This is a genomic window from Arthrobacter sp. SLBN-122, assembly GCF_006715165.1.
Taxonomy (GTDB): domain Bacteria; phylum Actinomycetota; class Actinomycetes; order Actinomycetales; family Micrococcaceae; genus Arthrobacter.
In genome coordinates, this window is record NZ_VFMS01000001.1 from 4428080 (window position 1) to 4443660 (window position 15581).

The following is a 15581-nucleotide window of genomic DNA, read 5'->3' on the forward strand; positions in this document are numbered from 1 at the left end:
TACCACCGGACCGGAGTCCGAATGTGGATCGGCTTCCAGCCACGTTCATTCTCTCACATCCGGGCCGGATCGCCGCGGAAGCAGGGGGCGGTGATCCCGTAGCTGTGTGGCGGCTCCAGCCTGCGGCGTTACAATCAGGCACAGGAGCACCGGACGAAAAGGACGCCACACCCATGCCCAGCATCTCCCCCGTCAGCGCCCATGAGCAGGAAAGGGCCACGGATCCGCAGACTACTGCTGCCGCAGGCGTTCCACCGATGGCCCGGAACCGGCCCTTCGGCTGGCTCCTGGTCATCACCGGAATCGTGGGCTGGCTGGCCTCCGGAACCCTGGTCCTGGAAAAGCTCGAGGTACTCAAGGACCCCAACCACACCACAGTGTGCGACGTAAACCCCTGGATCTCCTGTGGCCAGGTCATGCAGACGTGGCAGAGTTCCCTGTTCGGTTTCCCCAACATGTTCATCGGCATCGTGGCCTTCGCCATCACCATCACCGTTGGCATGGCCTTGCTGTCTGGCGCCACCTTCGCCCGGTGGTACTGGGTGGGGCTGCAGGTGGGTGTCACGCTCGGCTTCGCGTTCGTGGTCTGGCTGTGGTCGCAGGCGCTGTATTCCATCCACATCCTGTGCCCGTTCTGCATGATCGTCTGGGCCGCCATGATTCCGCTCTTCGTGTGGACCACCATCAGGAACATCACCGCCGGGGTGATTCCCATGCCCGCGGGAGCAGCCCGGGTCCTGGGTGATTCCGGCTGGATCATCACGGCGCTGCTGTACGTGGCCGTCGTCGCCACCATCTTCTTCGCGTTCATCCAGGTCTTTGCGGGAACCTCCGGCTTCTAGACCGCACCGCCAAATGACAGATAAGGCCAATGTTCGCGAAGAACATTGGCCTTATCTGTAATACCGGTGGGGTCAGCCCTGGAACCAGATCTTGATCTCGCGCTCGGCGGAGTCGGTCGAATCGGAGCCGTGCACCAGGTTCTGCTGAACCTTCAGGCCCCAGTCCCGGCCGAAGTCGCCGCGGATCGTGCCCGGGGCCGCCGTCGTGGGATCCGTGGTACCGGCCAGTGACCGGAAGCCCTCAATCACGCGGTGGCCTTCGAAGATGGCCGCCACCACGGGACCGCTGAGCATGAACTCCACCAGCGGCTCGTAGAACGGCTTGCCCACGTGCTCCTCGTAGTGCTGCTCCAGCAGCTCACGGGTGGCGTCAACCTTCTTCAGTTCAATAAGGCTGTAGCCTTTGGCTTCGATCCGGGCCAGGATGGCGCCGGTCAGGTTACGGGCGACGCCGTCGGGCTTGATCAGGACGAGGGTGCGCTCTGTAGTCACAACTGCTCCAATGCGTTGGTGGGGTTTCGGGATAAGTCTAAGGGGATGGGGTTACGGTGACTGCGGCTGGGCGGGACCAGCGGCACCATCCGGATGGGCGGCTTCCCATTCTGCCTGTTCGCGGGCGCGCTGCGCGGCCTCCCGGTCCAGCCGGATGCCGGTCCGGATTCCGTACCACCACGCCACCGCGAAGAGCGCCCCCACCAGGAACATAGCGGGCTCGAAGATGCCGGTGAGGACCAGGACCAGTTGCAGGATCCATCCCAGGCCCATCCCCCAGGGCCTGTTGAGGACTGCACAGGCGAAGATCATGACCACGCTGAGGGCAATCCCCACACCCAGGATCAGGGCCGGCGGGAACTCTCCGCGGCGCAGGCCAAAAACCACCAGGGTGGCAAAGAACATGACGAACGCTTCCAGGAGCAGCACGGTGGAGGCGAACATCACCTTGGTGGACCGGCGCTTTTTGGGCATGCCGGGGCGCCAGTCGCGCTGGGCTTTGGTCAGTCTGGCCACGGTCACGCCTCCGTTTTTCCGAGCAGGATCCGCGCCTCTGCCACCAGGGTGATGGAGCCGGTGACCAGGACGCCGCTGGGAAGGTCGTCATTGGCTTCGGCACGTTCCACGGCCCATTCGAGCGCATCATCCAGCTTTTCGGCGACGTGCACGTTGTCCTCACCGAATCCCAGGTCGATCGCCAGTTCGGCAAGCTCTGCAGCTGGAACCGCCCGCGGAGAGTTGGACTGGGTGAAGCAGTACTCCACCGCCATGTCCCCCAGCGATTCCCTGATTTCGCGCAGGATCTCCTCGGCGTCCTTCTCCTTGAGGACGCCAACCACCGGAACCAGCCTGGTGAAGGTGAATGCTTCCTGCAGTGCCGCGGCGGAGGCCTTGATGCCGTCGGGGTTATGGGCGGCGTCCACGATGATGGTGGGTGCGGTCCGGACCACCTCCAGGCGGCCGGGCGACGTTACGTCCGCGAAGCCTTCCTGCAGCACTTCGAGGTCGAGTTCCTTTTCACCGCCGAAGAACGCCTCCAAAGCGGCCACCGCCACGGCAGCGTTTTGCGCCTGGTGCGCGCCGTGCAGCGGCACCAGGAGGTCCGGATAGCGGCCGGCGATGCCCTGGATGCTCACCACCTGCCCGCCAACAGCCACCGTCCGCGACTCGACGCCGAACTCCACGCCCTCGAAGCGGAACGGAACGCCCACTTCCTTGGCCTTCTCCAGCAGCACCTGGGCTGCGTCGAGGGGCTGGGCAGCGCTGATGAGGTAGCCGCCGGGCTTGATGATGCCGGCCTTTTCGTGGGCGATGTCCTCGGTGGTGTCGCCCAGGAGGTCGGTGTGGTCAAGCGAGATCGGCGTGACTACCGATACCTGTCCGTCGCCAACGTTGGTGGCGTCGGTGATGCCGCCCAGGCCCACCTCGATGATGGCCACGTTGACGGGCTGGTCAGCGAAGATGGCGAAGCCCAGGATGGTGAGGCACTCGAAGTAGGTCAGGCGCGGCTGCCCCTCGGCTTCGAGCTCGGAATCCACGATCTGCAGGTAAGGCCTGATCTCGTCCCAGATCCTGACAAATGTCTCGTCGGATACCGGATGGCCGTCAATGCTGATCCGCTCGGTGACCTTGGACAGGTGCGGGCTGGTGTAGCGTCCGGTGCTCAGGCCGTGGGCGCGGAGGACCGATTCGATCATTCGGGACGTGGACGTCTTGCCGTTGGTTCCGGTCACGTGGATGATCGGGAACGCCTTGTTGGGCTCACCCAGCACGTCCATGGCGCGGAACAGCGGCGCCAGGCGGGGCTCCATCTTGTTTTCCGGCGCCCGTCCCAGCAGTTCGGCGTAGACGCTCTCCACGGAAAATTCGTCACTCATGTCCTAGGCCTCCACTTTTTCAACCGCGACTGCGGGTTCAGACACTGTGCCCGGTTCTGCCCTGAGGTCAACGGTGAGGGTCTCGCCCTTGACCAGTTCGGCGTTGGCCAGCAGCGCATCCACCACGTTCTGCGGCGCGGTGACCGTGGTGCGGATCCGGTCGCTGACGTTGAGCCCGGCGTCCTTGCGGGCCTGCTGGATGGCGCGGACCATGTCGCGGGCCAGCCCTTCGGCCTCAAGTTCGGGGGTGACTTCCGTGTTCAGGACGACGAACCCGCCACCGGGCAGCACGGCAACAGCTGCCGAAGCGCCCTCGGACTCGGCCACCACTGTCTCCAGCGTGTACTCCTGGGGTTCCAGCTGAAGGCCGCCGGAGGTTACCACGCCGTCGTCGTTCACGGACCAATCCCCTGACTTGGCGCCCTTGATGGCCACCTGGACGTTTTTGCCCAGGCGCGGACCGGCGGCGCGTGCGTTGACCACCAGCTTCTGCTGGATCCCGAACTCCTCGGGGGAGGCGGTGGCGGCGTCCAGCAGGCGGACGGAACGGAGGTTCAGTTCATCGGCGACGACGGCGGCGAACCCCTGCAGGGCGTCCGCGCCGGGTGCCACGACGGTCAGCTCCTCCAGCGGCAGCCGGACCCGCAGGTTGGCTGCCTTGCGGAGCGAGGAACCGGTGGAGCAGATCTGCTGGACCCGGTCCATGGCTTCCACCAGGGACGGGTTCGCGGGGAAGAGGTCTGCGTCCGGCCAGTCGGCAAGGTGCACGGACCGGCCGCCGGTCAGGCCGCGCCAGATTTCCTCGGACACCAGCGGCAGCAGCGATGCCGCCGCACGGGTGACGGTCTCCAGCGCGGTGAACAGCGCGTCGAAGGCATCCTGGTCCTCGTCGAAGAACCGCTGCCGGCTGCGGCGGACGTACCAGTTGGTGAGCATATCCAGGTAGCTGCGCAGGGAGTCGCAGGCGCCGGAAATGTCATACGTGTCCAGTTGCGCCGTCATGTTGCGGACCAGGTCGCCGGTGTTGGCCAGCAGGTACTGGTCAAGGGTGTCCCGGTAGCCCTCGTAGCGGAGCTTGGCGTCGTAGCCGGCGCCACCGTCCGCGGCGTTCGTGTACAGGGTGAAGAAGCTGTACACGTTCCAGAGCGGCAGGATGACCTGGCGCACGCCGTCGCGGATGCCCTGCTCGGTGACGATCAGGTTGCCGCCCCGGAGGATGGGGCTGGACATGAGGAACCACCGCATGGCGTCGGAGCCGTCGCGGTCCAGGACCTCGGAGACGTCCGGGTAGTTGCGCAGGCTCTTGGACATCTTCTGCCCGTCGGAGCCCAGCACGATGCCATGGCTGATGACGTTCCGGAATGCGGGCCGGTCAAACAGGGCGGTGGACAGGATGTGCAGCATGTAAAACCAGCCGCGGGTCTGGCCGATGTACTCCACGATGAAGTCCGCCGGGTTGTGCGTGTTGAACCAGGCCTCGTTTTCGAACGGGTAATGCACCTGGCCATAGGGCATGGAGCCGGAGTCGAACCAGACGTCCAGGACATCCTCCACGCGGCGCATGACGGACTGGCCCTCTTCGGGGGTGCGGGGGTCATCCGGGTTGGGCCTGGTGAGTTCGTCGATGAAGGGCCGGTGCAGGTCCACTTCGCCGTCTTTGTTCAGCGGCAGACGGCCAAAGTCCGCCTCGATTTCGGCCAGGGAGCCGTAAACGTCGGTGCGCGGGTATTCGGGATCCGTGGACTGCCATACCGGGATGGGGCTGCCCCAGAAACGGTTGCGGCTGATGGACCAGTCGCGGGCGTTTTCCAGCCATTTGCCGAACTGGCCGTCCTTGACGTTGCCGGGGATCCAGTTGATCTCCTGGTTCAGTTCGGACATCCGGTCCTTGAACTTGGTGACCTCCACGTACCAGGAGGACACCGCACGGTAGATCAGCGGGTTGCGGCAGCGCCAGCAGTGCGGGTAGCTGTGCTCGTAGCTGGCCTGCCGGACCAGCCGTCCCTGGGCGCGGAGCACCTGGGTGATGGGCTTGTTGGCCTCGAAGACCTGCAAACCCACGATGTCGTGGAGGTCGCCGTGCTTGAACAACGGCAGGAATTTGGCGCCTTCGTCCACGGAGAGCACCACCGGGATGCCTGCCTCCTCGCAGATTTTCTGGTCGTCTTCGCCGTAGGCCGGCGCCTGGTGCACGATGCCGGTGCCATCGGTGGTGGTGACGTAGTCGGCCACCACGAAGCGCCAGGCGTTCTCCATGCCGTATTTTTCGTTGTCGGCAAAGTCGTCCCAGAGCCGCTGGTATTCAAGCCCTTCCAGTTCGGCGCCGGTGTGGGTGGAGACCACCGCGGCTTCCGCGTCTTCGAAGCTCCCGTATCCGAGGTCCTTGGCATAGGCGCCCAGGAGGTCGGCTGCGAGCAGGAAACTGCCCGTGACCGGGGCGTCCGCAGAGGCGGCCTTGATGCCGTTGGGGCCGGCGGGCAGCACGGCATAGGTGATGGAAGGCCCGACGGCGAGCGCGGCGTTGGTGGGCAACGTCCAGGGGGTGGTGGTCCAGGCGAGCGCCTGCACGCCGGCAAGCTGCCTGGACAGTTCCGAGTCCCCGGCAAGGATGGGGAACGTGACGGTGACGGTCTGGTCCTGGCGGTTCTTGTAGACGTCGTCGTCCATGCGCAGCTCATGGTTGGACAGCGGGGTCTCGTCCTTCCAGCAGTACGGAAGCACCCGGTAGCCGTTGTACGTCAGGCCCTTGTCATGCAGCTGCTTGAATGCCCAGAGGACCGACTCCATGTACTCGACGTTGAGAGTCTTGTAGTCGTTGTCGAAGTCCACCCAGCGGGCCTGCCGGGTGACGTAGCTGCGCCACTCATCGGCGTACTTCATCACCGAGGCGCGGCAGGCGTCATTGAACTTGTCGATGCCCATGGCCTCGATCTGGGTCTTGTCCGTCATGCCCAGCTGCTTCATGGCCTCCAGTTCGGCAGGCAGGCCGTGGGTGTCCCAGCCGAAGCGGCGTTCCACCCGCTTGCCGCGCTGCGTCTGGTAGCGGCCCACCAGGTCCTTGGCGTAGCCGGTGAGCAGGTGGCCGTAGTGCGGCAGGCCGTTGGCGAAGGGAGGTCCGTCGTAAAAGACGAATTCGTTGCTGCCGGGCTCCCCGCCGGGGACGTCGGCACTGCGCTGGTCGATGCTGGCCTGGAAGGTGCCGTCCTGGTCCCAGTACTTCAGGATGCGCTCTTCGATCTCCGGAAACTTCACGGAGGCGGAAACACCGGCGCTGCTGCCGTTCGAAGAGGTGCTGGAGGCTGAGGCCTTGGGGTAAAACGTCATTTTCGACATCCTGGGTTGAGCGTGGGTGAACTCCCGGCAGGGCCGGACGTTCCGTTCAGGATGCGAGGACGGCTGCCGTGCCGTCCGAAGACTGCACTTTGACCGCGGTACCACCTCACTTACCGGCGCTGCGGGTTCCCTGGGGAACGGCCGCTGGCCCCGGCCTCTCATTACTGCTGTGACGGGCTTACCCGTCCGGTTCTACTGGCGCCCACCGCCCTGCATGGCGCGGCCGCGCGTTCTTCCGGAAGCTCACCGGTGATTGCCGGGTCATAGCCACTCCAGAGTCTACTATCGCCGCAGCGTCCAGTGCCATTCCTGAGATGCTGGGCGTCCCCAGCGATCCGGGCTGATCCGGGGCTGACGCCGCGAGGCCGCATTGCCTAGACTCGCGTCATGACAGCTTCCGGACGTCGCCGCGGCCGACGGCGTGCGGCGACAGTGTGCAGGTGGCTGTTCATTCCTGTTGCCCTGCCGGTGGCGGCGGTGTCAACGGTCCGGGCGGTCCCTGCCGACTGGCCTGTGCTGGGGGTCCAGCTGGTCGCCTTCACGCCGTGGCTCGCGGTGCCCGCCGCCGCTGCCCTGCTCCTGGCCTTCGCGGGGCGGAGCCACTGGCAGCAGGCCCTGGCCGCAGTCCTGGCGGGCTGCCAGGCATTCTGGCTTTTCCCGTTGGACATCCGCGAACCTGCGGCCGAGGCCACCGGCACGTCCGCCTCCCTGGTTGCCATGAGCATCAATGCGGAGCTGGGCGGCGCGGACGCAGGCGACATCGTGGCGCTGGTCCGTGAACTGCAGGTGGACCTGCTGGCGGTTGAGGAGTACACGCCTGGCCTGGCGCGAAAACTCACGGCGGCGGGACTGGACGGACTGCTCCCCCACCGTGTTGCCCATGCCAGGGAGCGGGCCGGCGGCTCCGCCATCTACTCCTCATACAAGCTGACAGCCAGCGGCGTACTCCCTGATACCCGGTTCGCCATGCCGGTGGCGCGCCTTGATCTCGGCGACGGCGGCGGCAGCAGCCTGCGGGTGGTGGCCGTCCATGCCCTGGCCCCGGTGGAGGACGGCCTCGATCAATGGCGCAGCGACCTGGCCGCAGTGGCCAGGGCTGACAACGGTTCCGGTCCCCTCTTGCTGGCGGGCGACTTCAACGCCACCTATGACCATCGGGAATTCCGCGGGATGTTGTCCGGACAGGGCGGCAAACGTCCCCTGGTGGACGTGGCGGCTGCCGCGGGCCGCAGGCTGGTGCCTACCTGGCCGATGCGCGGCTACCGGCTGCCGGGCATAGCGCTGGACCACTTGGTCACCAGCCCGGACCTCAGCGCTTCCGGCTACTCCGTCCACCGGATTGGCGGGACAGACCATGCCGCAGTGGCGGCCACGCTGAACGTCCGGGTCCCCTAGCACGTCCTTGGCGGCTCAGCCTTTCCGGATCAGCTTGTGATTGGCGGCCTGCGCCACCGGCCGGATGACGATCTGGTCCAGGTTGACGTGGTGCGGAACCGTGACGGCGTAGCGGACCACGTCGGCAACGTCCTCTGCGGTCAGCGGCTTCTCAACGCCCTGGTAGACCTTGTCCGCCGCCTGCGCATCCCCCAGGCGGTTCAGGGCGAATTCCTCCGTCTGCACCAGGCCCGGCGCCACCTCGATGACGCGGACGTTGTTCTCCACCTCTTCAAGCCGGAGCGCGTTGGTCATGGCGTGCTGGGCGAACTTCGCGGCGTTGTAGCCGCCGCCACCTTCGTATGCGTCCAGCCCGGCGGTGGAGGTGAGGTTCAGCACCGTTCCTTCGCCGGCGGCCCGCAGCATGGGCAGGAAGGCGCGGGTGAGCTTCATGGTGCCCAGGACGTTGACCTGGTACATCCATTCCCAATCGGCGGTACTGGCGTTACCAATCCTGTCGGCGCCGCGGGCACCGCCGGCGATGTTGATGAGCGTATCGATGCCGCCGGCGCCGGTGACCTGCGCCAAAAGCCGGGACACGTCGTCGTCCTCTGAAATGTCAGCAGGAAGCGCGACGGCGCCCGTTTCGCTTTCGAGGGACGCGAGGCGTTCGGCGCGGCGGGCCACGGCGAAGACCGTCCACCCGTCGGCGCGCAGCGCACGTACTGCCGCTTCACCGATCCCGCTGCTCGCGCCGGTCACGAGTGCTGCCTTTTTCTGCAAGTCCTTCGTCATGGCACCACCCTAACGGGATCAGCCGGCACGGCGTCCCTGGAGGTAATCAAGCAGGACAAGCGCGTGGTTCGCGCCGGTGTTGCGGGCAGCGTAGAGCAGGGTGACCCTGGGGTGTCCGGCGGCCAGTTCCAGCAGCGTCTCCACCGCGGGATTTGAATCCAGTTCCTGCCGGTAGCGTTCGCTGAATTCGGCGAACCGTTCGGGGCGGTGGTTGAAGTCCTTGCGCAGCCCGGCGGACGGGGCAACGTCCTTGAGCCAGAGGTCGATGGCCGCATCCTGCCTGGGCATCCCCCGCGGCCAGAGCCGGTCCACCAGCACCCGGCAGCCGTCGTCGTCCGCCGGTGGATCGTAGATGCGCTTGATGCCAAAAGGGCCGTGACGTTGGACCATACGCCGCATGCTACCCGCCTTCGCATCCGGCCGGGCAGGACGGGTTGGGTGGGATGGAAGCAGGCATGAAAGAATTGCCCAATGGCTGAAGACACGCAGGGTACAGACACGCCCACCATCGCCCCCATCAACGTTCCGGACAAGCCGGCCCTCGAAGGCCTCGAAACGGCGCTCACCCAGCGCTGGCTGGCCGAGGGAACCTACAAGTTCAACCCCGACACCACGCGGGAGCAGGTCTATTCGATCGACACTCCCCCGCCCACCGCCTCGGGATCCCTGCATGTGGGCCACATGTTCTCCTTCACCCAGACTGACGTCCAGGCGCGCTACATGCGCATGACCGGCAAAAACGTCTTCTACCCCATGGGCTGGGATGACAACGGCCTTCCCACCGAACGCCGCGTCCAGAACTACTACGGCGTCCGCTGCGATCCCGCCATTCCCTACAACACCGACTACCAGCCGCCCGCGCAGCCGGCCAAGAACCAGCGCGATTTCGACGTCGTGTCACGGCAGAACTTCATCGAGCTGTGCGAGGAACTCGCTGTTGAGGACGAGAAGGTCTTCGAAAACCTGTTCCAGACCCTGGGACTCTCCGTCGACTGGGACCTGACCTACCGCACCATCGACGACACCTCCCGGGCTGTGTCCCAGCGCGCCTTCCTGGCCAACCTGGCCGCCGGCGACGCCTACATGGCCGAAGCGCCCACGCTGTGGGACGTCACGTTCCGCACGGCGGTGGCCCAGGCTGAGCTTGAGGACCGCGAGGTTCCCGGCGCCTACTACCGGTACCCCTTCTTCACGCAGGACGGGGACAAGGTCTTCATCGAGACCACCCGCCCCGAACTGCTGGCTGCCTGCGCCGCACTGGTGGCAAACCCCGACGACGAGCGGTACCAGCCGTTGTTCGGCAAGACCGTGAAGTCCCCGCTGTTCGACGTTGAACTTGAGGTCAAGGCCCACCCGCTGGCCAAGGCGGACAAGGGCTCCGGCATCGCCATGGTCTGCACCTTCGGCGACCTGACGGACGTCACCTGGTGGCGTGAACTCCAGCTTCCCACCCGCGCCATCATGGGCCGGGATGGCCGCATCATTGCCGAGACCCCCGAGTGGATCACCAGCGAGGCGGGCAAGGAAGCGTACGCCGCGATCGCCGGCAAGACCGCCTTCTCCGCCAAAGAAGCCGTGGTGGAACTGCTCAAGGAAGCCGACCTGCTGGACGGGGAGCCCAAGAAGATCACCCACCCGGTGAACTTCTTCGAGAAGGGCGACAAGCCCCTGGAAGTGGTCACCTCCCGCCAGTGGTACATCCGCAACGGCGGCCGCGACGAGGACCGCCGCGAACGCCTGATCGGCCGGGGCAAGGAAATCGACTTCCACCCGTCCTTCATGCGCTCCCGCTACGAGAACTGGATTGCCGGCCTGAACGGCGACTGGCTGGTCTCCCGCCAGCGGTTCTTCGGCGTGCCCATCCCCGTCTGGTACCCGCTCGACGCACAGGGCAACCCGGACTACGACAATCCCATCCTGCCCTCGGACGCGATGCTTCCCGTGGACCCGGCTGCGGACGCCGCCCCCGGCTTCGAGGAGGCACAGCGCGACCAGCCCAACGGCTTCACGGGCGACGCCGATGTCCTGGACACGTGGGCCACGTCCTCGCTGACCCCGCAGATCGTGGGCGGCTGGAGCCGTGACGAGGACCTGTTCGCCAAGGTCTACCCGTTCGACCTCCGCCCCCAGGGCCACGACATCATCCGGACCTGGCTCTTCTCCTCGGTGGTGCGCGCCGATGCCCTGCAGGACTGCGCACCGTGGAAGCACGCGGCCATCTCCGGCTGGATCCTGGACCCGGACCGCAAAAAGATGTCCAAGTCCAAGGGCAACGTGGTGGTCCCCACCGATGTGCTCAACGAGTATGGCTCGGACGCGGTCCGCTACTGGGCTGCCTCGGCACGGCTTGGCGCCGACACCGCCTACGAGATCGCGCAGATGAAGATCGGCCGCCGCCTGGCCATCAAGCTGCTCAATGCTTCCAAGTTCGTGCTGAACCTGGGCGCCACCGAGAACTCGGTGCTCAGCGGTGACCTCTCCGCCTTGACCAATCCCTTGGACCGGGCGCTGCTGGCCCAGCTGGCCGACGTCGTGGCCCAATCCACCAAGGCGTTCGACAACTACGACTACGCCCGCGCCCTGCAGCTCACCGAGACGTTCTTCTGGCAGTTCACGGACGACTACGTGGAGCTGATCAAGGACCGGGCCTACGGAGCGGCCGGCGAAGCCGAACAGGCATCCGTGCTGGCTGCCCTGGCCACCACCCTGGACACCCTGCTGCGGCTCTTCGCGCCGTTCCTGCCCTTCGCCACCGAAGAGGTCTGGAGCTGGTGGCGCAACGGGTCGGTGCACCGGGCCGCCTGGCCGGCTGCGCTGGAGATCCCCGGCGGGGACACCACCATGCTGGCCACCGTGGGCGTGGCCCTCAGCGGTGTCCGCAAGGCCAAGTCCGAGGCGAAGGTCAAACAGCGCACGGAGGTCCTGTCTGCAACCATCACCGCCCCGGAGGCCCTGGCTGCGCAGCTGCAGGCGGGACTGGCTGATTTGAAGGCAGCGTCCAACGCTCGGGAGATCACGTTGGTGGTGGGTGACGGCGACCTCGCAGTGACCGACGTGGACCTCGCTCCCAGCGACGAACCTGCCAAGGCCTGACGGCCGTCCGGATCCAGCCAAGGCCCATTTCCGGGCAAAGGGGAAGCCCCATCAGCGTTTTGCCGTTGGTGGGGCTTCGACTTTCGGCCATCTTGTGACGTTATCTCGATGGTCTGGCAAGATCCTCTGAACTCCAGGTCTTGCTACACCGTCACTGGTAGCTTGCATTCAACTTTGCCGATGGCTGCGTCAAATTACATATCACTGGATCTTTGGTTCCTGCGTCCCGCTTCTTTCGAAGTGGGTAAGGACCATTGTTCTCCTGCCCCATGGCATGCACAAGGGCCCCGGAAGAACTACACTCTGGTAGTTCTTCCGGGGCCCTTCGCGGGTCACCCGCCGGCTGGCGGGTGGGCGCTCAGTCGAATTCAGGGCTCTCCGTGCGGCTGCGCTTCAGCTCGAAGAAATGCGGGTAGGCGGCGATGGTGGTGGTGGCGTCCCAGATCCTGCCGGCTTCCTCACCACGGGGAATCCGGGTCAGCACCGGACCGAAGAACGCGGTCCCGTTGAACGCGACCACCGGCGTTCCCACATCCTGGCCCACCAGCGAGATGCCTTCCTCGTGGCTGGCCCGTAGCTGCCCGTCATATGCATCGGTGGTGGCGGCGTCGGCCAGGGAGGCGGGCAGGCCACACTCAGCCAGGGCCTTGGTGATGACCTGTGCCCGGTCCTTTTCGCCCTGGTTGTGGATCAGCGTGCCCATGGCGTCGTAAAGCGGCTTGATGACCTGCGGGCCATGCTCTTCCCGGGCGGCGATGATCACGCGGACCATGCCCCAGGCGTTGTCCATGGACTCCCGGTAGGCGGGGTCCAGGTCGCGGCCCTCGTTCAGGACGGCGAGGCTCATAACATGCCACTCTGTCTCGATGTCCCGGACGGCTTCCACCTCGCCGATCCAGCGGGAGGTGACCCAGGCAAACGGGCAGAGAGGGTCGAACCAGAAGTCGGCTTTGCTCTTTACAGGTGCAGTCACGAAGGTCCTCTCGGTCAGGCAGACTTACGGCGCTTGGCCACGTGCGGAATCATGGTGGGTTCGGCGCCCCGCAGGACCACGTCCTCAGTGATCACCACGCTGGCCACGTCCTCGCGGCTGGGGAGATCGAACATTACGGGAAGCAGGACTTCCTCCAGGATGGCGCGGAGGCCTCGGGCGCCGGTGCCGCGCTCCAGGGCCTGGTCGGCGATGGCTTCCAGGGCGGTGTCGTCGAACACCAGCTCCACGCCGTCGATCTGGAACATCTTCTGGTACTGCTTCACCAGCGCGTTCCGGGGCGTGGAGAGGATCTGGATCAGGGCGTCCCGGTCCAGGTTGGACACCGTGGTGATCACCGGAAGGCGGCCGATGAATTCCGGGATCAGACCGAACTTCAGCAAATCCTCCGGCATGACTTCGCCGTAGGAGTCAATCTTCTTGCTGGCCTCGTTCAGCGGCGCGCCGAAGCCGATGCCCTTGCGGCCGGAGCGGGAGCCGATGATCTCTTCGAGGCCTGCGAAAGCCCCGGCCACGATGAACAGGACATTCGTGGTGTCGATCTGGATGAATTCCTGGTGCGGGTGCTTCCGTCCGCCCTGGGGCGGGACGGAGGCGACGGTGCCCTCCAGGATCTTCAGGAGGGCCTGCTGCACACCCTCGCCGGACACGTCACGGGTGATGGAGGGGTTCTCGCTCTTGCGGGAGATCTTGTCGATCTCATCGATGTAGATGATGCCCTGTTCGGCCTTCTTGACGTCATAGTCAGCGGCCTGGATGAGTTTGAGGAGGATGTTCTCAACGTCCTCGCCCACATAGCCGGCCTCGGTCAGGGCAGTGGCGTCCGCGACGGCGAACGGCACGTTCAAGCGCCGGGCAAGCGTCTGGGCCAGGTAGGTCTTGCCGCAGCCGGTGGGGCCGATAAGGAGGATGTTCGACTTGGCGATTTCGACGTCGTCGTGGTGCGCGCTGTCCCCCAGGCTCCCGGACTTGGGCGCGTGGCCCGCCTGGATGCGCTTGTAGTGGTTGTAGACGGCGACGGCGAGGGAACGCTTTGCGGGCTCCTGGCCGATGACGTATTCCTGCAGGAAGTCGAAGATCTCGCGCGGCTTGGGCAGTTCGAAGCTGCCGAGGTCTGCGACCTCCGCGAGCTCCTCTTCGATGATTTCGTTGCACAACTCGATGCATTCATCACAGATGTAGACACCGGGCCCGGCAATGAGCTTGCGCACCTGCTTCTGGCTCTTTCCACAGAAAGAGCACTTCAGCAGATCCGTGCTCTCGCCAATCCGAGCCATATGTGAACCCCTTAGTATCCTGCTGCCAGGCAGCCCTGCACCGTTGCTGAAATCGTTGGCCGGCCCCCAAGGGGCCGGTTTGTTGACAACATCCACTCTAGGTCACATTCGCCCTCAAGGGTGGAAAGAAAAGGCCGGTGCGGCCAAATGAACTGGCCGCACCGGCTTCGCGTACTGCTACCTCGTGATTGCCTGGGGCTTGATCTTGCGTGAATCAAGCACCTGGTCGATCAGGCCGTAAGCCTGTGCCTCTTCGGCGGTGAGGATCTTGTCGCGCTCGATGTCGTTGTTGACCTGTTCCGACGTGCGGCCGGAGTGGTGGGCCAGCGTGTCTTCGAGCCAGGACCGCATGCGCATGACCTCGGCCGCCTGGATCTCCAGGTCGGAGGCCTGGCCGCCCTGGCCGCCGGACAGGGCCGGCTGGTGGATCAGGACGCGGGCGTTGGGCAGTGCCAGGCGCTTGCCCGGGGTACCGGCGGCCAGCAGGACGGCAGCGGCGCTGGCGGCCTGGCCCAGGCAGACGGTCTGGATTTCGGGGCGGATGTACTGCATGGTGTCGTAGATCGCCGTCATGGCCGTGAACGACCCGCCCGGGGAGTTGATGTAGAGGGTGATGTCGCGGTCCGGGTCGGTGGACTCAAGGACCAGCAGCTGGGCCATGATGTCATCGGCGGAGGCGTCGTCGACCTGCACCCCCAGGAAGATGATGCGGTCCTCGAACAGCTTGGTGTACGGGTCCTGGCGCTTGAAGCCGTAGGGCGTGCGCTCCTCGAACTGCGGCAGGACGTAGCGGCTGGACGGAAGATTGCCGGCGGACCACCCGAAGTTGTAGTTCATTGTCTTTGCTCCTGATCGAAGTGTTCTGGTTGCCGGTTAGTTCTGGGAGGCTGAGTCGCCGGAGGACCCGTTGGACGTTCCGCCGCCGCCGGACACCGAACCCGCGTGCGCGGCGATCTTGTCGAAGAAGCCGTATTCGAGGGCCTCGGTGGCGGTGAACCACTTGTCGCGGTCGTTGTCCTTAAGGATGGTCTCAACGGTCTGGCCGGTCTGGTCCGCCGTCAGTTCCGCCATGACCTTCTTCATGTGCAGGATGAGCTCGGCCTGGATCTTGATGTCCGAGGCCGTGCCGCCGATGCCGCCGGAGGGCTGGTGCATCAGGACGCGGGCGTTGGGCGTGGCGTACCGCTTGCCCTTGGTGCCCGAGGAGAGCAGGAACTGGCCCATGGACGCGGCCAGGCCGGTGGCGACGGTCACGACGTCATTGGGAATGAACTGCATGGTGTCGTAGATGGCCATGCCTGCGGTGACGGAGCCGCCCGGCGAGTTGATGTAGAGGTAGATGTCCTTTTCCGGGTTCTCGGCCGAAAGCAGGAGCAGCTGCGAGCAGATTGCGTTGGCGTTGTCGTCACGCACCTCCGAGCCCAGCCAGATGATCCGCTCCTTGAGAAGGCGGTTGTAAATGTAGTTGTCCTGGGCTGCAGGATCGACGGTCGCCATCCGGGGGGCC

The 15581-nt window shown here is 65.5% G+C and carries 13 protein-coding genes; 3 read left to right on the top strand and 10 right to left on the bottom strand.

Going from position 1 to position 15581, the window contains the following annotated elements:
* The first annotated feature begins 173 nt into the window (after positions 1-173).
* Positions 174-842 (top strand): vitamin K epoxide reductase family protein, encoded by a 669-nt coding sequence (locus FBY36_RS20315; protein ID WP_142122354.1) that lies wholly within the window; start codon positions 174-176, stop codon positions 840-842.
* Between the two features lie 72 nt (positions 843-914).
* On the opposite strand, the gene ndk is transcribed toward FBY36_RS20315, so the two are convergent.
* The 4 genes from ndk to ileS are packed head-to-tail and all read right to left on the bottom strand — an operon-like array spanning position 915 to position 6535.
* On the bottom strand, positions 915-1334 hold the full coding sequence (gene ndk / locus FBY36_RS20320) for a nucleoside-diphosphate kinase (protein WP_142122356.1): 420 nt from the start codon (positions 1332-1334) through the stop codon (positions 915-917).
* Positions 1335-1385: 51 nt separating this feature from the next.
* Positions 1386-1850: a DUF4233 domain-containing protein gene (locus FBY36_RS20325; protein ID WP_142122738.1), complete on the bottom strand. Its 465-nt coding sequence runs from the start codon at positions 1848-1850 to the stop codon at positions 1386-1388.
* A gap of 2 nt (positions 1851-1852) precedes the next feature.
* Positions 1853-3211: a bifunctional folylpolyglutamate synthase/dihydrofolate synthase gene (locus FBY36_RS20330; RefSeq protein WP_142122358.1), complete on the bottom strand. Its 1359-nt coding sequence runs from the start codon at positions 3209-3211 to the stop codon at positions 1853-1855.
* A gap of 3 nt (positions 3212-3214) precedes the next feature.
* A complete protein-coding gene (ileS, locus tag FBY36_RS20335; RefSeq protein WP_142122360.1) occupies positions 3215-6535 on the bottom strand; it encodes an isoleucine--tRNA ligase in 3321 nt (1106 codons plus the stop codon).
* A gap of 396 nt (positions 6536-6931) precedes the next feature.
* On the opposite strand from ileS, the gene FBY36_RS20340 reads away from it, so the two are divergent.
* Positions 6932-7939: an endonuclease/exonuclease/phosphatase family protein gene (locus FBY36_RS20340; RefSeq protein WP_142122362.1), complete on the top strand. Its 1008-nt coding sequence runs from the start codon at positions 6932-6934 to the stop codon at positions 7937-7939.
* A 15-nt stretch (positions 7940-7954) separates the two neighbouring features.
* Here the strand turns inward: FBY36_RS20340 and FBY36_RS20345 are convergent, their stop codons facing one another.
* Positions 7955-8713, bottom strand: a complete 759-nt coding sequence (locus tag FBY36_RS20345; protein WP_142122364.1) for an SDR family oxidoreductase — start codon at positions 8711-8713, stop codon at positions 7955-7957.
* Between the two features lie 18 nt (positions 8714-8731).
* Positions 8732-9112, bottom strand: a complete 381-nt coding sequence (locus FBY36_RS20350; protein WP_142122366.1) for a DUF488 domain-containing protein — start codon at positions 9110-9112, stop codon at positions 8732-8734.
* Between the two features lie 72 nt (positions 9113-9184).
* On the opposite strand from FBY36_RS20350, the gene valS reads away from it, so the two are divergent.
* Positions 9185-11806: a valine--tRNA ligase gene (valS, locus tag FBY36_RS20355; protein ID WP_142122368.1), complete on the top strand. Its 2622-nt coding sequence runs from the start codon at positions 9185-9187 to the stop codon at positions 11804-11806.
* A gap of 358 nt (positions 11807-12164) precedes the next feature.
* On the opposite strand, the gene FBY36_RS20360 is transcribed toward valS, so the two are convergent.
* The 4 genes from FBY36_RS20360 to FBY36_RS20375 all read right to left on the bottom strand — a co-directional run bounded on the left by FBY36_RS20360 (position 12165) and on the right by FBY36_RS20375 (position 15571).
* Positions 12165-12779 (bottom strand): mycothiol-dependent nitroreductase Rv2466c family protein, encoded by a 615-nt coding sequence (locus tag FBY36_RS20360; RefSeq protein WP_142122370.1) that lies wholly within the window; start codon positions 12777-12779, stop codon positions 12165-12167.
* Positions 12780-12793: 14 nt separating this feature from the next.
* Positions 12794-14074, bottom strand: coding sequence for an ATP-dependent Clp protease ATP-binding subunit ClpX (clpX, locus tag FBY36_RS20365; RefSeq protein WP_142122372.1), 1281 nt, complete (start codon positions 14072-14074; stop codon positions 12794-12796).
* Between the two features lie 177 nt (positions 14075-14251).
* The gene (locus FBY36_RS20370) at positions 14252-14911 is read right to left on the bottom strand and encodes an ATP-dependent Clp protease proteolytic subunit (RefSeq protein WP_018769476.1); all 660 of its coding nucleotides are present in this window, start codon (positions 14909-14911) and stop codon (positions 14252-14254) included.
* 36 nt (positions 14912-14947) lie between these two features.
* The gene (locus tag FBY36_RS20375; protein WP_142122739.1) at positions 14948-15571 is read right to left on the bottom strand and encodes an ATP-dependent Clp protease proteolytic subunit; all 624 of its coding nucleotides are present in this window, start codon (positions 15569-15571) and stop codon (positions 14948-14950) included.
* Positions 15572-15581: the final 10 nt, after the last annotated feature.